We start from the raw sequence: 14,564 nt of genomic DNA, 5'->3' as shown, positions 1-14,564 counted from the left end.
CTAACGCTTGAGTTAAGCCGCGCCGCGAAGCGGCGTCGGCTTGAACGAATTGTTAGACATTATTTGCCGACTACCTTGGTGATCTCGCCTTTCACGTAGTGAACAAATTCTTCCAACTGATCTGCGCGGGAGGCCAAGCGATCTTCTTCTTGTCCAAGATAAGCCTGTCTAGCTTCAAGTATGACGGGCTGATACTGGGCCGGCAGGCGCTCCATTGCCCAGTCGGCAGCGACATCCTTCGGCGCGATTTTGCCGGTTACTGCGCTGTACCAAATGCGGGACAACGTAAGCACTACATTTCGCTCATCGCCAGCCCAGTCGGGCGGCGAGTTCCATAGCGTTAAGGTTTCATTTAGCGCCTCAAATAGATCCTGTTCAGGAACCGGATCAAAGAGTTCCTCCGCCGCTGGACCTACCAAGGCAACGCTATGTTCTCTTGCTTTTGTCAGCAAGATAGCCAGATCAATGTCGATCGTGGCTGGCTCGAAGATACCTGCAAGAATGTCATTGCGCTGCCATTCTCCAAATTGCAGTTCGCGCTTAGCTGGATAACGCCACGGAATGATGTCGTCGTGCACAACAATGGTGACTTCTACAGCGCGGAGAATCTCGCTCTCTCCAGGGGAAGCCGAAGTTTCCAAAAGGTCGTTGATCAAAGCTCGCCGCGTTGTTTCATCAAGCCTTACGGTCACCGTAACCAGCAAATCAATATCACTGTGTGGCTTCAGGCCGCCATCCACTGCGGAGCCGTACAAATGTACGGCCAGCAACGTCGGTTCGAGATGGCGCTCGATGACGCCAACTACCTCTGATAGTTGAGTCGATACTTCGGCGATCACCGCTTCCCTCATGATGTTTAACTTTGTTTTAGGGCGACTGCCCTGCTGCGTAACATCGTTGCTGCTCCATAACATCAAACATCGACCCACGGCGTAACGCGCTTGCTGCTTGGATGCCCGAGGCATAGACTGTACAAAAAAACAGTCATAACAAGCCATGAAAACCGCCACTGCGCCGTTACCACCGCTGCGTTCGGTCAAGGTTCTGGACCAGTTGCGTGAGCGCATACGCTACTTGCATTACAGTTTACGAACCGAACAGGCTTATGTCCACTGGGTTCGTGCCTTCATCCGTTTCCACGGTGTGCGTCACCCGGCAACCTTGGGCAGCAGCGAAGTCGAGGCATTTCTGTCCTGGCTGGCGAACGAGCGCAAGGTTTCGGTCTCCACGCATCGTCAGGCATTGGCGGCCTTGCTGTTCTTCTACGGCAAGGTGCTGTGCACGGATCTGCCCTGGCTTCAGGAGATCGGAAGACCTCGGCCGTCGCGGCGCTTGCCGGTGGTGCTGACCCCGGATGAAGTGGTTCGCATCCTCGGTTTTCTGGAAGGCGAGCATCGTTTGTTCGCCCAGCTTCTGTATGGAACGGGCATGCGGATCAGTGAGGGTTTGCAACTGCGGGTCAAGGATCTGGATTTCGATCACGGCACGATCATCGTGCGGGAGGGCAAGGGCTCCAAGGATCGGGCCTTGATGTTACCCGAGAGCTTGGCACCCAGCCTGCGCGAGCAGCTGTCGCGTGCACGGGCATGGTGGCTGAAGGACCAGGCCGAGGGCCGCAGCGGCGTTGCGCTTCCCGACGCCCTTGAGCGGAAGTATCCGCGCGCCGGGCATTCCTGGCCGTGGTTCTGGGTTTTTGCGCAGCACACGCATTCGACCGATCCACGGAGCGGTGTCGTGCGTCGCCATCACATGTATGACCAGACCTTTCAGCGCGCCTTCAAACGTGCCGTAGAACAAGCAGGCATCACGAAGCCCGCCACACCGCACACCCTCCGCCACTCGTTCGCGACGGCCTTGCTCCGCAGCGGTTACGACATTCGAACCGTGCAGGATCTGCTCGGCCATTCCGACGTCTCTACGACGATGATTTACACGCATGTGCTGAAAGTTGGCGGTGCCGGAGTGCGCTCACCGCTTGATGCGCTGCCGCCCCTCACTAGTGAGAGGTAGGGCAGCGCAAGTCAATCCTGGCGGATTCACTACCCCTGCGCGAAGGCCATCGGTGCCGCATCGAACGGCCGGTTGCGGAAAGTCCTCCCTGCGTCCGCTGATGGCCGGCAGCAGCCCGTCGTTGCCTGATGGATCCAACCCCTCCGCTGCTATAGTGCAGTCGGCTTCTGACGTTCAGTGCAGCCGTCTTCTGAAAACGACAGGCGCGGCACGGGAATCAAGGCATTGCGATTCTCGAAAATAGTTCTTGAAATTCTATTCTTGATTGCATATCATCTCAACGAGTTTCGATAAGAAAGGATGCGCATGCGACCGTCTGTTGTGCTTGACATGAAGCGAAGCGCAGTGCGTGAAGCGGTAGGCCGCTTTCGCGCCGCGAACCCGCGCGTCTTCGGCTCGGTGCTGCATGGCACCGACCGGGATGGCAGCGACCTCGACCTGTTGGTCGATGCGCTGCCCGGTGCCACGTTGTTGGACTTGGGCGATTTGGAAGAAGAACTGAAATCGCTGCTCGGCGTTGACGTCGATCTGCTGACTCCCGGCGACCTGCCGCCGAAGTTCCGGGCCAAGGTGCTCGCGGAGGCGCAACCGATATGAGCGAGAACCGCCTGCCCGATTACCTCGACCACATTCAGCAGGCCGCAACCGATGCGCGCAGCTTCGTGGAAGGGATGGCCAAGGACGACTTCTTGGCCGACAAGCGCACCCAGCAGGCCGTCATCATGAGCCTGATCGTCATCGGCGAGGCGGCCACAAAGGTGATGGATGGCTACGTCGAGTTCACCCAGGCGCATGCCGACGTGCCGTGGCGCAGCATGCGCAATATGCGTAATCGCATGGCTCACGGCTATTTCGACATCAACCTCGATGTGGTGTGGGAGACGGTACAGGAATGGCTGCCGGCGTTGCTCCAGCAATTGCCCGCCGTGCGTCAGGATGCCGACGATGAAGACCGTAACGACAACTGTGAAAGAGGGATCTCCGATGACTGTTGAATCGAGAATATTTTCTGTAGCCGAGTATGTTCAGCCGTCCGAAGGCGAGCCTATTCGTTCCGTTGTGCTTGAAACCCGAGACTCAATTATCGTGGTTTGGCATGTCCATCCCGGGCAGGAAATTGCGGCTCACATTCATCCTCACGGCCAAGACACGTGGACTGTTTTGTCGGGAATGGCTGATTACTTTCAGGGCAATGGGATTGTTCGTGCCCTCAGGGAAGGTGAGATAGCCGTGGCAAGACCGGGCCAAGTGCACGGGGCGCGAAATACAGGTACCGAGCCATTTGTGTTCGTCTCGGTTGTGGCATCAGCCAATGCCGGTTTCGTATTGGCTGAGCGATAGAGCCCAATCTCTGGAGTTGGTCCAATGAGCGGTCGGGGAGATAGGTAACAGACATGCAGCGGACACGGCTGCTAAACCAGGTCGCAAACCTCCTTGTGTCGCAGCGTGCCGCAAGCGACGCGATCAATCGAATGGGGTCGGCATGAGACTGAACACCATCCAGTTCCCGACCGCGTAGCCGCCTGTCCTGCCGATCAGGTCTTGACCATCGACGCCTGGGATCAGTCCTGAATGTTCTTGGAGACCACTACGTTATGAGCCGCAGCCGCCGCAAAACACCCATCGTCGGGCACACGACCTGCGGCAGCGAGCGCGAGGACAAGAAGCTCTGGCATCAGCGCTGGCGCACCCGTGAGCGCACGGCGCTGACCAGCGCGTCGCCCGAAGCCCTGAGCGCCCATCTGCCCCTGCTGGAAAACCAGGCCAGCAGCGTCTGGTCGATGGGCAAGGATGGCCGCTCCTACTGGCCCGTCAAGCGCCAGGCCGCCACGGCGGATCGCATCGCCAATCACAAGGGACGCAACCCGCAAGAACGCGCCTCCCTGAAAAAGCGCCTGCTGCGCAAGTGGATGAGCAAATGAAGCTCTCCTTCCATCAGCACATTGCGCTGTTCTGGATGATCGGTGCTCCGGGCGTCTTCGCGCCCGTGATCGAGAACGCCAAGCGGCCCGATGCCGGCGCCGTCATGGCGTGGGGTGTCGCGATCGTGGCGGTGATGATCCTCTTCACCCCTTTGCTGCTGCGCTGTCCACCATTCCGGCGCTGGTATGGCCGGACGGATGCGCTGTCGGAGCGGCAGCGCCAGGCGCTTGCCGAGCGCGGCCTGCGCCGCTACTACCAGACCGCTTTCGATGACGGCTACGTGCCCCGCGTGATGCCCTACGTGTGGCGCATCATCTGGACGGTCGGCGGGTTGATGGCTGTGACCGCCGTACTGCCTACCAACACCGGACGGCCAGCCTTCGATGCCTTGGTGGTCTTCTCGACCTGGTATCCGATAGGCGTGATGCTGCTGGTTTTCGCGTCGAGGCCCCTTGGCCGGTTGATTCGCCAAAGAGCACAGGAGCGGCGGAAATGAGCACGTCAACCATCGAGGCGCTGGCCAGCGCCTGGGCAAGGATTGCCGAGGAAGCGGAATTCCCCGCTGACTACGAGGGGACTGCCACACCACAAGCGCATCGGGCTAGCGAAGCTATTCAGGAGCAGATTCGGGAGCGCATCGTCGCCACCAACGACATGCGGCTGTTCAGCCTGCTGCACCTGCTGGGTCAGGCGTCGCTGCGCATGGAGCAAGCGCTGTGGCCGGAGGATTACGAGCGGATGACGCGCGAGGTTGAGGAAGCCCTGCGGCAAGCCACCGACGCCAACGCCAGATCGTACACCCACGAAGAAGTGATGCAGGCGATGCAGGAACGCATCGACCGGGCGCGAGACAAGCCATGTTGATTGGCTATGCGCGCGTCTCGACGCAGGATCAGAACCTGGAGCTGCAACGCGAAGCCTTGAGCAAGGCCGGATGTAAAAAGGTCTTCGAGGACAAGGTGAGTGGCACGCGGGCAGACCGGCCTGGCTTGGCCAAGACGCTCGAAATGCTGCGCGAAGGCGATACTTTGGTCGTCTGGAAGCTCGACCGGCTGGGCCGGTCGGTCAAGCAACTGGTCGATCTGGTCGGCGATCTGCACAAGCACGGTGTCCAGTTCAGGAGCCTCACCGACTCCATCGACACCGGCACACCATCCGGGCGGTTCTTCTTCCACGTCATGGCGAGCCTTGCCGAAATGGAGCGCGAGCTGACCGTCGAGCGCACCCGCGCCGGGCTGGAAGTCGCCAAGCAGCTCGGCCGCAAAGGCGGCCGCAAGCCGAAGATGACCGACAGCAAGATCGAGTCGGCCAAGAAGCTGCTGGCCAGCGGGGTGCCGCCCAAGGACGTGGCCAAGAACCTCGGCGTGTCCATTCCGACGCTGTACCGCTGGGTGCCAGCCTCCACGCACGCTTAGCGTGCTTTATTTTCCGTTTTCTGAGACGACCCCCGTCACAGGGAAAAACCCTGGCCGTCATGCAGGTCAGCGGCGGCTCACAGTCGTTCAACGCTGTAAATCAGATGCGTATTCTTGGACGCTGGATGCGGATGATCACCATCCCGAATCAGTCATCCGTGGCAAAAGCCTGGGCCGAGTTTGATGAGGATGGCCGCATGAAGCCTTCTTCGTATTATGACCGCATAGTGGACGTCATGGAGGAACTGATGAAGTTCACCCTGCTGACGCGCGGTCGCAGTGATTATCTCACCGACCGCTACAGCGAAAGGAAAGAGAGTGCCGCGCAGCTTTCTGAGCGGGTCAACCAGCGCAGCATATAAAAAAGCCGGCAGATGCCGGCTTTTTCCACACTGTTATGCCCGCAGCCTGGTAAAAAATCAGTGGCTGACGCGGTTCCCGTGCTCATCAATGACGGCTTCGCCGTCCTCTTTGGTAAACGCGCCCTGCTGCGGGTCCGGCAGTATGTCCAGAACCACTTCGGAGGGACGGCACAGCTTCGTGCCGAGCGGTGTCACTACCACCGGGCGATTAATGAGGATCGGATGAGCCAGCATGGCATCGAGCAGTTCGTCATTGCTGAAGCGGTCTTCTGCCAGGCCGAGCTGTTCGTACGGTTCGGTATTTTTGCGCAGCAGGTCGCGCACGCCGATGCCCATATCCGCAATCAGCTTCTTCAGCTCATCGCGTGACGGCGGCGTTTCCAGATACAGAATAACCGTGGGTTCGGCGCCGCTGTTACGGATAAGCGCCAGGGTATTGCGGGATGTCCCGCAGGCCGGGTTGTGGTAAATGGTAATGTCAGTCATAAGCGGTACTCCGTAAAGGGGCTGCACGGGCGCAGCCCCGGGGTTAAAGTTAAACAGACAGGCGCAGGGCCAGCGCGGCCAGCGTGACAAAAAGCACCGGCAGGGTCATCACGATGCCCACGCGGAAGTAATAGCCCCAGCTGATGGTGATGTTTTTCTGTGCCAGCACGTGCAGCCACAGCAGGGTTGCGAGGCTGCCGATAGGGGTTATTTTCGGGCCGAGGTCACAGCCGATGACGTTGGCGTAAATCATCGCCTGCTTCACCACGCCCTGTGCGCTACTACCGTCAATCGACAACGCGCCAACCAGCACGGTGGGCATGTTGTTCATGACGGACGAGAGTGCCGCCGTCAGGAAGCCGGTGCCGAGCGTTGCGCCCCATACGCCGTGCTCTGCAAACCGGTTCAGGGCGGCGGAAAGGTAATCAGTCAGTCCGGCGTTACGCAGTCCGTATACCACCAGATACATGCCCAGCGAAAAGATAACGATCTGCCAGGGCGCGCCTTTCAGCACCCTGCCGGCGTCAATCACGTGTCCTTTGCGGGCAACCAGCCAGAGAATAAACGCCGCCACCGCCGCCACCAGGCTGACCGGCACGCCGAGCGGCTCCAGAGCAAAAAAGCCAACCAGCAGAAGAACCAAAACCACCCAGCCAGCCTTAAAGGTTCGTGCATCCCGGATGGCTTCCCGCGGTGCCTTCAGCTTCGCCAGGTCATAGGTGACCGGGATGTCCCTGCGGAAAAAGAGATGAAGCATCACCAGCGTGGCCGCAATGGAGGCAATGTTCACCGGCACCATGACGGATGCGTACTCGCTGAAGCCCAGCGTAAAGAAGTCAGCCGTTACGATGTTCACCAGGTTCGATACGATGAGCGGCAGGCTGGAGGTGTCAGCGATAAAGCCCGCTGCCATCACAAACGCCAGCGTGGAGCCGGGAGTGAATCCCAGCGCCAGCAGCATGGCAATAACGATCGGCGTCAGAATTAGCGCGGCTCCGTCATTGGCAAACAGCGCCGCCACTGCGGCACCCAGCAGAACGATATACGTGAACAGCAGCCGGCCCCTGCCGCCTCCCCAGCGGGAAACGTGCAGCGCGGCCCACTCAAAAAAGCCGGACTCATCGAGCAGCAGGCTGATAATGATGACCGCAATGAACGTGCCCGTGGCGTTCCAGACAATCTGCCAGACCACCGGAATATCACCGATGTGCACCACGCCGGTCAGCAGCGCCAGCGCCGCACCGATGACGGCACTCCAGCCAATGCTCAGCCCCTTCGGCTGCCAGATGACCAGTACCAGCGTCAGGATGAAAATCGCACCTGCCAGAAACATACCCGCTCCTATTGAATACAAATGCCTGTTAAACCGGACTGATAAATTTTCGATGCGTAATATATTCGATAATCCAGATATATACCGGTAAATTTTTAAATGCAGACAGGCTTGCCGTTGGTGGTGGCGTTATCGCGTTCAGCCTGCCGGCTGAGCTGGCGGATATCATCCCGCTGGCAGAGATAAGCCTGTTCGATAACCGCCGCTGCCCACGCCGGCATATGAGGCGACAGACGATAGTGGATCCATTTTCCGTCCCGCCGGTCGGTAAGCAGCCCGTTTTCTCTCAGCAGAGCCAGATGCCGTGAGATTTTGGGCTGAGTTTCTTTCAGCACGGACGTAAGTTCACAGACGCAGAGCTCCCCTTTTTCGCGTAGCAGCAGCACGAGGCTGAGTCGGGTTTCGTCGGAAAGGCTTTTAAAAAGCTGCAGGGGGGACACGGGTGGCATGGTGACTCCTTATTGTGACTGACCTGAGTGTACCTGTGAAACTTTCTCCGTCAAATTTATATTCACTTAATCATATGTATGTGCGAACGCCGGACGAGCCTGAGCATGCAGAAGGACTTTCCGTCCGGATGCGCCTGACCGGCATTCCATGAACAGCGTTTTTGCCCTGCGCGTTGACCCCGTTAACAATTCGTGTAGAGTAAAAAGCGCTTTTTGCCGTGGTTCATCTGCCCGGCGGGCATTTGTGGCCGGTACTGAACGTCTGTTCATCCGGTCTTTCTGATTACCCGCGCTGCTCTGTCAGCCGTGAAGGAGTGATAAACACCACCATGCGTCTTACGCCACCCTGAGTCGTACCCCTCCTCTGTCGCACTGAATAAACTTCGGCGCGCACTCAAAAACATCCCGTCTGCGGATGTGCTTTTTCGTACGTAAAATTTTTGCCCTCACGGGCTGACCGTAATCAAAAACTGAGAAATGACTATGCTGCTGTCCTCGACGCGTAAGGACTGGCTGGGTAACGTCCGTGGTGACGTCCTTGCCGGTATTGTGGTCGCGCTCGCGCTTATTCCCGAAGCGATCGCCTTTTCCATCATCGCCGGAGTCGACCCGCAGGTCGGGCTCTACTCTGCGTTCTGTATTCCCCTGGTTATGGCCTTCCTCGGCGGCCGTCCGGCAATGATATCGTCCGCCACCGGTGCGATGGCGCTGCTGCTGATCACGCTTGTAAAAGACCACGGCCTGCAGTATCTGCTGGCGGCCTCGGCGCTGACCGGCGTACTGCAGCTGGCGGCCGGCTACCTGAAGCTGGGCAGCCTGATGCGCTACGTCTCCCGCTCGGTGGTCACCGGTTTCGTGAACGCGCTGGCCATCCTGATATTTATGGCGCAGCTGCCGGAGCTGACCAACGTCACCTGGCACGTTTATGCCCTGACCGCTGCGGGCCTGGGCATCATTTATCTCTTCCCGTATCTGAACAAAACCATTCCCTCGCCGCTGGTCTGCATCATCGTGCTGACCGCCATTTCCATGTGGCTGCACCTGGACGTGCGCACCGTGGGTGACATGGGCAAACTGCCGGACAGCCTGCCGGTGTTTCTGATCCCGGATATCCCGCTTAACCTCGACACGCTGATGATTATTCTGCCGTACTCGGCAGGACTTGCCGTGGTGGGGCTGCTGGAGTCGATGATGACCGCCACCATCGTGGACGACATGACCGACACGCCGAGCGATAAAAACCGCGAGTGCAAGGCGCAGGGCGTGGCCAACATCTGCACCTCCTTTATCGGCGGCATGGCGGGCTGCGCGATGATTGGCCAGTCGGTGATCAACGTCAAATCGGGCGGGCGCGGGCGGCTTTCCACGCTCACCGCCGGCGTGGTGCTGCTGCTGATGGTGGTGTTCCTGCGCGACTGGGTGTCCCGGATACCCATGGCGGCTCTGGTGGCGGTGATGATCATGGTCTCCATCGGCACCTTCTCCTGGCGCTCCATCAGCAACCTGCGCAGCCATCCGCTGTCAACCAGCGTGGTGATGCTGGCCACCGTGGTGGTGGTGGTGGCGACCGATAACCTGGCGTTTGGCGTGCTCACCGGCGTGCTGATTGCCTCGCTGAACTTCGCCACCAAGGTCGCCCGCTTTATGGCGGTCTCCTCTGAGCTGAAGGACGACACCCGCACCTATACCGTAGCCGGCCAGGTATTCTTTGCCTCATCCGATCGCTTTATGAGCCACTTCGACTTCCGTGAAGCGGTGGAGCGCGTGGTGATTGACGTAACGCACGCCCACTTCTGGGATATCACCTCCGTGAGCGCGCTGGACCGGGTGGTTATCAAGTTCCGTCGCGAAGGCACGGAAGTGGAGATCAAGGGTATGAATGACGCGACCCGCACCCTCGTTGACCGCTTCGGAGTGCATGACAAGCCTGAAGAAGTGGAAAAGCTGATGGGTGGCCATTAATTTACTGGAGAAAGCATCATGAATAACACCGTTATTGCCTGCGTTGACGGCTCGCCGTCAACCCGGCCGGTCTGTGAGTATGCTGCCTGGGCAGCCGGTAAACTTGGCGCGCCGCTGGCGCTGCTGCACGTGCTCGAAAAGAGTGAGACTCCCGCCGTGTCTGACCTGACCGGGAGCATTGGTATTGACAGCCGGGAGCAGCTGACCGAAGCGCTGGTCCGCGTCGAGGGTGAGCGCAGCCGGCTGCTGATGGCGCAGGGCAAGGCCGTGCTGGCCGGCTGTGCGGAGCTCCTGAAGCAGACCGGACAGCCGGACGCACAGCTGCTGCAAAAGCACGGCGCACTGGACGAAATCCTGGCGGAGCTGGGCGAAGTCCGGCTGATGGTGCTGGGGCGCCGCGGGACGCAGAATCAGGTAGGCAGCCATCTGGAAAGCGTCATTCGCCTGCAGAAAAACCCGGTGCTGATTGTGCCGGAGACGTTTACGCCGCCGGCGCGGGTGATGTTTGCGTACGACGGCAGCAGTGAGAGCCGTAAAAACCTGACGCGCCTGACGGTCAGCCCGCTGCTGCACGGCCTGAGCTGTCATATCGTGATGGTCAACGGTGACATGTCAGCCCTGCAGGATGCGCAGGCTGTTCTTCAGGAAGCCGGTATCACGACCGAGACACGCCTGCTGGAAGACGAGTCCGTAACCGGGGCGCTGTGCCGCTACGCGGACGCCCATGATATCGACCTCACGGTAATGGGGGCCTGCGGGCACTCCCGGTTACGGCGATTCTTTATTGGCAGCCACACCACGGAAATGCTGTCTGAAAGCCGTCAGCCCCTGCTGATGCTGCGATGAAACAGGCGGGCCTGATATCAGGCCCGCCTTCACAGGGGAAAGAGGATGACGGGTATGAAGGTAAAGGCGCGTTATTGCGGCGCATCCGTCCTGATACCGGTGGCCAGCAGGCTGGCGCCAAGAATGTAGACCAGGCAGAACAGGGCCTGAAGATGCAGGGTGACATGGTTATCTATCAGCACGCCCATGATTACCGGGGATGCCCCGCTGGCAATCACCGTCCCTGCCTCAACCGCCGAGCGCACCCTGGCCAGCTGCGCCGGACCAAACAGCTGTACCCAGAGCGCGGTGGCAAGCGTTGAGGCAATGGCCGACGATACGCCGGTCATAATCAGGTAAAAAGGCGTCACCCACTGACCGTTGCTGAGCCATAGCGCCAGCATGGCCAGGGCCTGTGGCATCAGAAACCACGGCAGCAGCCTGCGTGGTGAGAGCCGGTCAATCAGCGGGCCAAACGACAGCAGCGATACCGCCTGGGTAATGGCATAGGCAATAAACCATACCGCCACCCACGACAGCTCCCAGCCTTTCTCCTGTGCCAGCCTCGCCTGGTGGAAGAAGAAGCCGGTGGTGATAAAGGGGGAGGCCAGCACGACAGGCAGCGCCAGCAGCAGGTTGCGGTTTCGCCATACCGGCGCCTCTTTTTCTTTCTCCTCACCCCGCTTTCTGAACGTACGCAGCGGCTTCTCTTTCCCGCGGGGCAAAAACATCAGCGCGACCCCCACGCCGGCAACAAGCATTCCGGCATTGATGCCCCAGGCAGCGCGCCATCCCGTCAGCGCGCTTATCTGCACCGCAATCACAGGAAAAACGGCCTGCGCCAGCGAGAGCCCCAGCGCGATGGCGCCGAGCGCCTTGCCTGCATCAAGGGGGAACTGGCGCGCCGTTGCGGTCAGCGCAGTATGCACCATCAGTCCCTGGCCGCCGAGGCGCAGAAAGTAAAACCCGATGCACAGCATCCACGCCGCCTGTGCGCCGGAAACCAGCAGGCAGGCCGTGAGCAGCAAAAGGGTGACCGCCAGCGTGAAGCGGCGGGTCGTGGTGTAGTCAATCAGCCGTCCGGCCCAGGTCAGCGTGATGGCGCTCATCACCGTTCCGATTGCGTACAGGCCGCCCAGTCCGCCGTCGGTGAGCCCAAAGGCCTCACGAAAATCCTGCCCGTAAAGTGAGACAAAATAGGTCTGTCCAAAGCTGGACATGGCCATCAGCATCGCACCGAACGTAAGGTGAGAGGCGTGATGAAACATAAACCGAAAAAGCTGACGCATGAATATCCCTGAAGGCGGGCTGCAGCCCGCCGATTAATCACGACGTGTCCGTACCGGCTGCTGCGGACACGGCGCCTGCGTCCCTGAAGCAGGTACACGCGGGTTCACCGTGAAAGGTGGCAGTCCCGTAACGGATATGAGAGAACGGTACCCGGCGCGGACTGGCTGTCGCGGCAGGCTCTCTGATAAAGGACGGGCGAAGAGAAACTCAGGGTGGCGTAATGTGCATGACTCACAGTCAGATATAAAATGCTGCCGAAACGATAATTTTTAATGCTCTTCAGGTCAAGCCTGAAAACGGGCTCCTCATGCCCGCCGCAGGGGGAGTCGCACAAAAACAGTGGATAGCCGCTTGATTAACGCCCGTGACCGGGCCAGAATTGCGGCGAGGTGATGGCGTTCCACCTTACCCAACCGCTTCCCCTGAGAAGCTGATGACGCCTGATATTACTCCCCTTTAACCGGGAGTATGTCAGGCCGCCCCGTATCATCAGCCTGCATACTCCCTCTGACACAGAGGTAAACCCCGTGAAATCTTATCTGGCCATTATCATTGGTGGATCCGCTGGCTGCCTGATCCGCTGGCTGCTTGGCGCACGCCTGAACAGCCTGTTTCCTGACCTGCCACCGGGCACGCTGGTAGTGAACCTTGCGGGCGGATTTATCATTGGTGCGTCGCTGGCCTGGTTCATGCGCCATCCTGACCTGGATCCGGCCTGGCGATTACTTGTTATCACCGGGCTGTGCGGTGGGCTGACCACGTTTTCCACGTTTTCCCTGGAAATATTCTCACAGCTGCAGTCCGGTAATTATTTCTGGGCGTTTACTTCACTGCTGGTACACGTAACCGGCTCCATTCTGATGACTGCCCTGGGTTTTTTTGTCGTCACATGGCTGCTGTGAGCGTGTGGCTGATGACGGATAAAAATGCCCCTGCCTGCGGCAGCTTTACAGGGCTTTACCTCTTCCGCCTGAAGCGGGCCGGACGTTATGATAAAATTAACGTCACGCTAATTCGTTAATTTATCAGCAATTAATTATCGTATTTTTTATATCTTCAGCGTAGCTCAGCCGGCTTATCCTCTGATAACCAGCGGTTGTATATCAGGGGAAGGCCTGTTTTTTTTGAATAAAGGGAGGGAGTGTGTCAGAAATCCCAGACAGAAATAAAAAGAGGATGTCAGAAGTGCCATCTGCATTTTTCAGCTCGCCCGCAGCCGGCGGCATCGTGCTCATCATCGCCTCAGCAGCCGCTATCATCGTGGCTAACTCTCCGCTCAGGGAGGGATATGAGGTATTCCTGAAATACAACGCCGCCGGCCTCTCCGTTGAGCACTGGATAAACGACGCCCTGATGGCCGTGTTCTTCATGATGGTCGGCCTGGAAATCAAGCGCGAGCTTCTCACCGGTCAGCTTGCCACCTGGGGCCAGCGCGCGCTGCCGGGATTTGCCGCGCTGGGCGGGATGGCCGTGCCTGCGGCCATTTACGTATGGTTTAATGCGGGCAGCGATGAAACCCTCGCTGGCTGGGCAATTCCTGCCGCCACGGACATTGCCTTTGCGCTCGGGGTACTGGCACTGCTGGGCAGTCGCGTACCTGCCTCGCTGAAAATTTTCCTGTCGGCGCTGGCTATTCTGGACGACATGGGCGCAGTGGCTATTATTGCGCTCTTCTATACCAGTAATATTTCGTTTCTGATGCTGGCCGGTGCGGCGGTCACGGTTGCTCTGCTGTTTATCATGAACCGTGCCGGGATTACCCGGCTGTTTCCCTATCTGCTGGCGGGGGGCGTGCTGTGGTTTTTCATGCTTCAGTCCGGGGTGCACGCCACCATCGCGGGTATCCTGCTGGCGCTCTTTATCCCGCTGCGGGTAACCGATCCGGATAAACAATCCCCTCTTGCCCGGCTGGAGCACGGCATCAATCCGTGGGTGACGTTTCTGATACTGCCGCTGTTTGGCTTCGCAAATGCGGGGGTCGCGCTCTCCGGTATGACGGCTGATGACCTGATGTCGCCGGTACCGGTCGGCGTTGCGCTGGGCCTGTTTGTTGGCAAGCAGGCGGGCATTTTCGGCCTGTCGCTGCTGGCCGTCAGCCTGGGCCTGGCAAAACGGCCTGAAAAAAGTACCTGGCTGCAGGTTTACGGCGTATCGGTCCTGTGCGGAATAGGGTTTACCATGAGCCTGTTTATCGGCAACCTGGCGTTTGCAGAAAGCCCCCTGTTGGTGGACGAGGTCAAGGTGGGGGTACTTGCCGGCTCTGTACTGGCAGCACTGGCGGGTATGCTGATACTGCGCTTTTCTCCTTCGCATCCTTCCCGGTAACGCATTCGGGTCCGGAAAATCCCCGTGATGACGGGGATTTTTATTTCCCTGCAAACTTATTAATCAACAGGGCCACCTTCATTACCGTCGGCATTTATTCAGGTGCTTATCATCACACTGGTGCCCGCATTTATAGTTTGCCGAAAAAATTCGCACCGTTAATCATGCAGGTACAAACAAAAAG

General features: G+C 58.9%; 17 protein-coding genes, 1 pseudogene and 1 riboswitch. Of the genes and pseudogenes, 13 read left to right on the top strand and 5 right to left on the bottom strand.

The genetic code is table 11. The features are described 5' to 3' along the window. Positions 1-59: 59 nt before the first annotated feature. A complete protein-coding gene (gene aadA1, locus LGM20_RS26005; RefSeq protein WP_001206316.1) occupies positions 60-851 on the bottom strand; it encodes an ANT(3'')-Ia family aminoglycoside nucleotidyltransferase AadA1 in 792 nt (263 codons plus the stop codon). Between the two features lie 145 nt (positions 852-996). Between aadA1 and intI1 the strand changes: the two genes are divergently transcribed. The 9 genes and pseudogenes from intI1 to LGM20_RS25960 form a co-directional block, all read left to right on the top strand. After that, a complete protein-coding gene (gene intI1 / locus LGM20_RS26000; RefSeq protein WP_000845048.1) occupies positions 997-2,010 on the top strand; it encodes a class 1 integron integrase IntI1 in 1,014 nt (337 codons plus the stop codon). A 306-nt stretch (positions 2,011-2,316) separates the two neighbouring features. Then, positions 2,317-2,607 carry a nucleotidyltransferase family protein gene (locus LGM20_RS25995; RefSeq protein WP_001247892.1) on the top strand — a complete coding sequence of 97 codons (291 nt, stop codon included), beginning with the start codon at positions 2,317-2,319 and terminating at the stop codon, positions 2,605-2,607. Further along, entirely contained in the window at positions 2,604-3,005 is a 402-nt protein-coding gene (locus LGM20_RS25990) for a HepT-like ribonuclease domain-containing protein (RefSeq protein WP_001293886.1), read from the top strand. The genes LGM20_RS25995 and LGM20_RS25990 overlap by 4 nt, the downstream gene beginning before the upstream one ends. After that, positions 2,995-3,351 (top strand): cupin domain-containing protein, encoded by a 357-nt coding sequence (locus tag LGM20_RS25985; protein WP_003465043.1) that lies wholly within the window; start codon positions 2,995-2,997, stop codon positions 3,349-3,351. Before LGM20_RS25990 ends, LGM20_RS25985 begins: the two co-directional genes overlap by 11 nt. A gap of 254 nt (positions 3,352-3,605) precedes the next feature. Further along, positions 3,606-3,932 (top strand): hypothetical protein, encoded by a 327-nt coding sequence (locus LGM20_RS25980; protein WP_003100858.1) that lies wholly within the window; start codon positions 3,606-3,608, stop codon positions 3,930-3,932. Beyond that, positions 3,929-4,429 carry a hypothetical protein gene (locus LGM20_RS25975; RefSeq protein ID WP_003100856.1) on the top strand — a complete coding sequence of 167 codons (501 nt, stop codon included), beginning with the start codon at positions 3,929-3,931 and terminating at the stop codon, positions 4,427-4,429. Before LGM20_RS25980 ends, LGM20_RS25975 begins: the two co-directional genes overlap by 4 nt. After that, a complete protein-coding gene (locus LGM20_RS25970; RefSeq protein ID WP_003100853.1) occupies positions 4,426-4,797 on the top strand; it encodes a hypothetical protein in 372 nt (123 codons plus the stop codon). The genes LGM20_RS25975 and LGM20_RS25970 overlap by 4 nt, the downstream gene beginning before the upstream one ends. Beyond that, positions 4,791-5,348 carry a recombinase family protein gene (locus LGM20_RS25965; RefSeq protein ID WP_003100847.1) on the top strand — a complete coding sequence of 186 codons (558 nt, stop codon included), beginning with the start codon at positions 4,791-4,793 and terminating at the stop codon, positions 5,346-5,348. The genes LGM20_RS25970 and LGM20_RS25965 overlap by 7 nt, the downstream gene beginning before the upstream one ends. Positions 5,349-5,380: 32 nt before the next feature. After that, a pseudogene (locus tag LGM20_RS25960) lies at positions 5,381-5,710 on the top strand (NAD(P)H-dependent oxidoreductase); the annotation flags it as partial. Positions 5,711-5,767: 57 nt separating this feature from the next. On the opposite strand, the gene arsC reads toward LGM20_RS25960, so the two are convergent. The 3 genes from arsC to LGM20_RS25945 all read right to left on the bottom strand — a co-directional run bounded on the left by arsC (position 5,768) and on the right by LGM20_RS25945 (position 7,978). Beyond that, complete coding sequence (arsC, locus tag LGM20_RS25955; RefSeq protein WP_001549888.1) at positions 5,768-6,196, bottom strand: glutaredoxin-dependent arsenate reductase; 429 nt, start codon at positions 6,194-6,196, stop codon at positions 5,768-5,770. Between the two features lie 49 nt (positions 6,197-6,245). Next, positions 6,246-7,529, bottom strand: a complete 1,284-nt coding sequence (locus LGM20_RS25950; RefSeq protein ID WP_001549887.1) for an arsenic transporter — start codon at positions 7,527-7,529, stop codon at positions 6,246-6,248. A gap of 95 nt (positions 7,530-7,624) precedes the next feature. Beyond that, complete coding sequence (locus tag LGM20_RS25945; protein ID WP_001549886.1) at positions 7,625-7,978, bottom strand: metalloregulator ArsR/SmtB family transcription factor; 354 nt, start codon at positions 7,976-7,978, stop codon at positions 7,625-7,627. Between the two features lie 483 nt (positions 7,979-8,461). Here LGM20_RS25945 and LGM20_RS25940 point away from each other — a divergent pair, with 483 nt between their 5' ends. Together LGM20_RS25940 and LGM20_RS25935 are read left to right on the top strand one after the other, a co-directional pair. Beyond that, positions 8,462-9,940, top strand: coding sequence for a SulP family inorganic anion transporter (locus LGM20_RS25940; RefSeq protein ID WP_001549885.1), 1,479 nt, complete (start codon positions 8,462-8,464; stop codon positions 9,938-9,940). A gap of 18 nt (positions 9,941-9,958) precedes the next feature. Further along, positions 9,959-10,786, top strand: coding sequence for a universal stress protein (locus LGM20_RS25935; RefSeq protein ID WP_004118529.1), 828 nt, complete (start codon positions 9,959-9,961; stop codon positions 10,784-10,786). A 71-nt stretch (positions 10,787-10,857) separates the two neighbouring features. Here the strand turns inward: LGM20_RS25935 and LGM20_RS25930 are convergent, their stop codons facing one another. Then, a complete protein-coding gene (locus tag LGM20_RS25930; protein WP_001549953.1) occupies positions 10,858-12,054 on the bottom strand; it encodes an MFS transporter in 1,197 nt (398 codons plus the stop codon). Positions 12,055-12,434: 380 nt separating this feature from the next. Then, positions 12,435-12,505, top strand: a riboswitch (Fluoride riboswitch). 77 nt (positions 12,506-12,582) lie between these two features. Between LGM20_RS25930 and crcB the strand changes: the two genes are divergently transcribed. Together crcB and nhaA are read left to right on the top strand one after the other, a co-directional pair. Next, positions 12,583-12,957: a fluoride efflux transporter CrcB gene (crcB, locus tag LGM20_RS25925; RefSeq protein ID WP_004118534.1), complete on the top strand. Its 375-nt coding sequence runs from the start codon at positions 12,583-12,585 to the stop codon at positions 12,955-12,957. A gap of 274 nt (positions 12,958-13,231) precedes the next feature. Then, positions 13,232-14,380 carry a Na+/H+ antiporter NhaA gene (gene nhaA / locus LGM20_RS25920; RefSeq protein WP_011977829.1) on the top strand — a complete coding sequence of 383 codons (1,149 nt, stop codon included), beginning with the start codon at positions 13,232-13,234 and terminating at the stop codon, positions 14,378-14,380. The last annotated feature ends 184 nt before the right edge of the window (positions 14,381-14,564 follow it).

Origin of the sequence: Klebsiella quasipneumoniae subsp. quasipneumoniae (assembly GCF_020525925.1) — a bacterium.
In the GTDB taxonomy this organism is placed as follows: domain Bacteria; phylum Pseudomonadota; class Gammaproteobacteria; order Enterobacterales; family Enterobacteriaceae; genus Klebsiella; species Klebsiella quasipneumoniae.
Note: the sequence above shows the minus strand (reverse complement) of the source record. Positions and strands in the feature narration are given on the sequence as shown.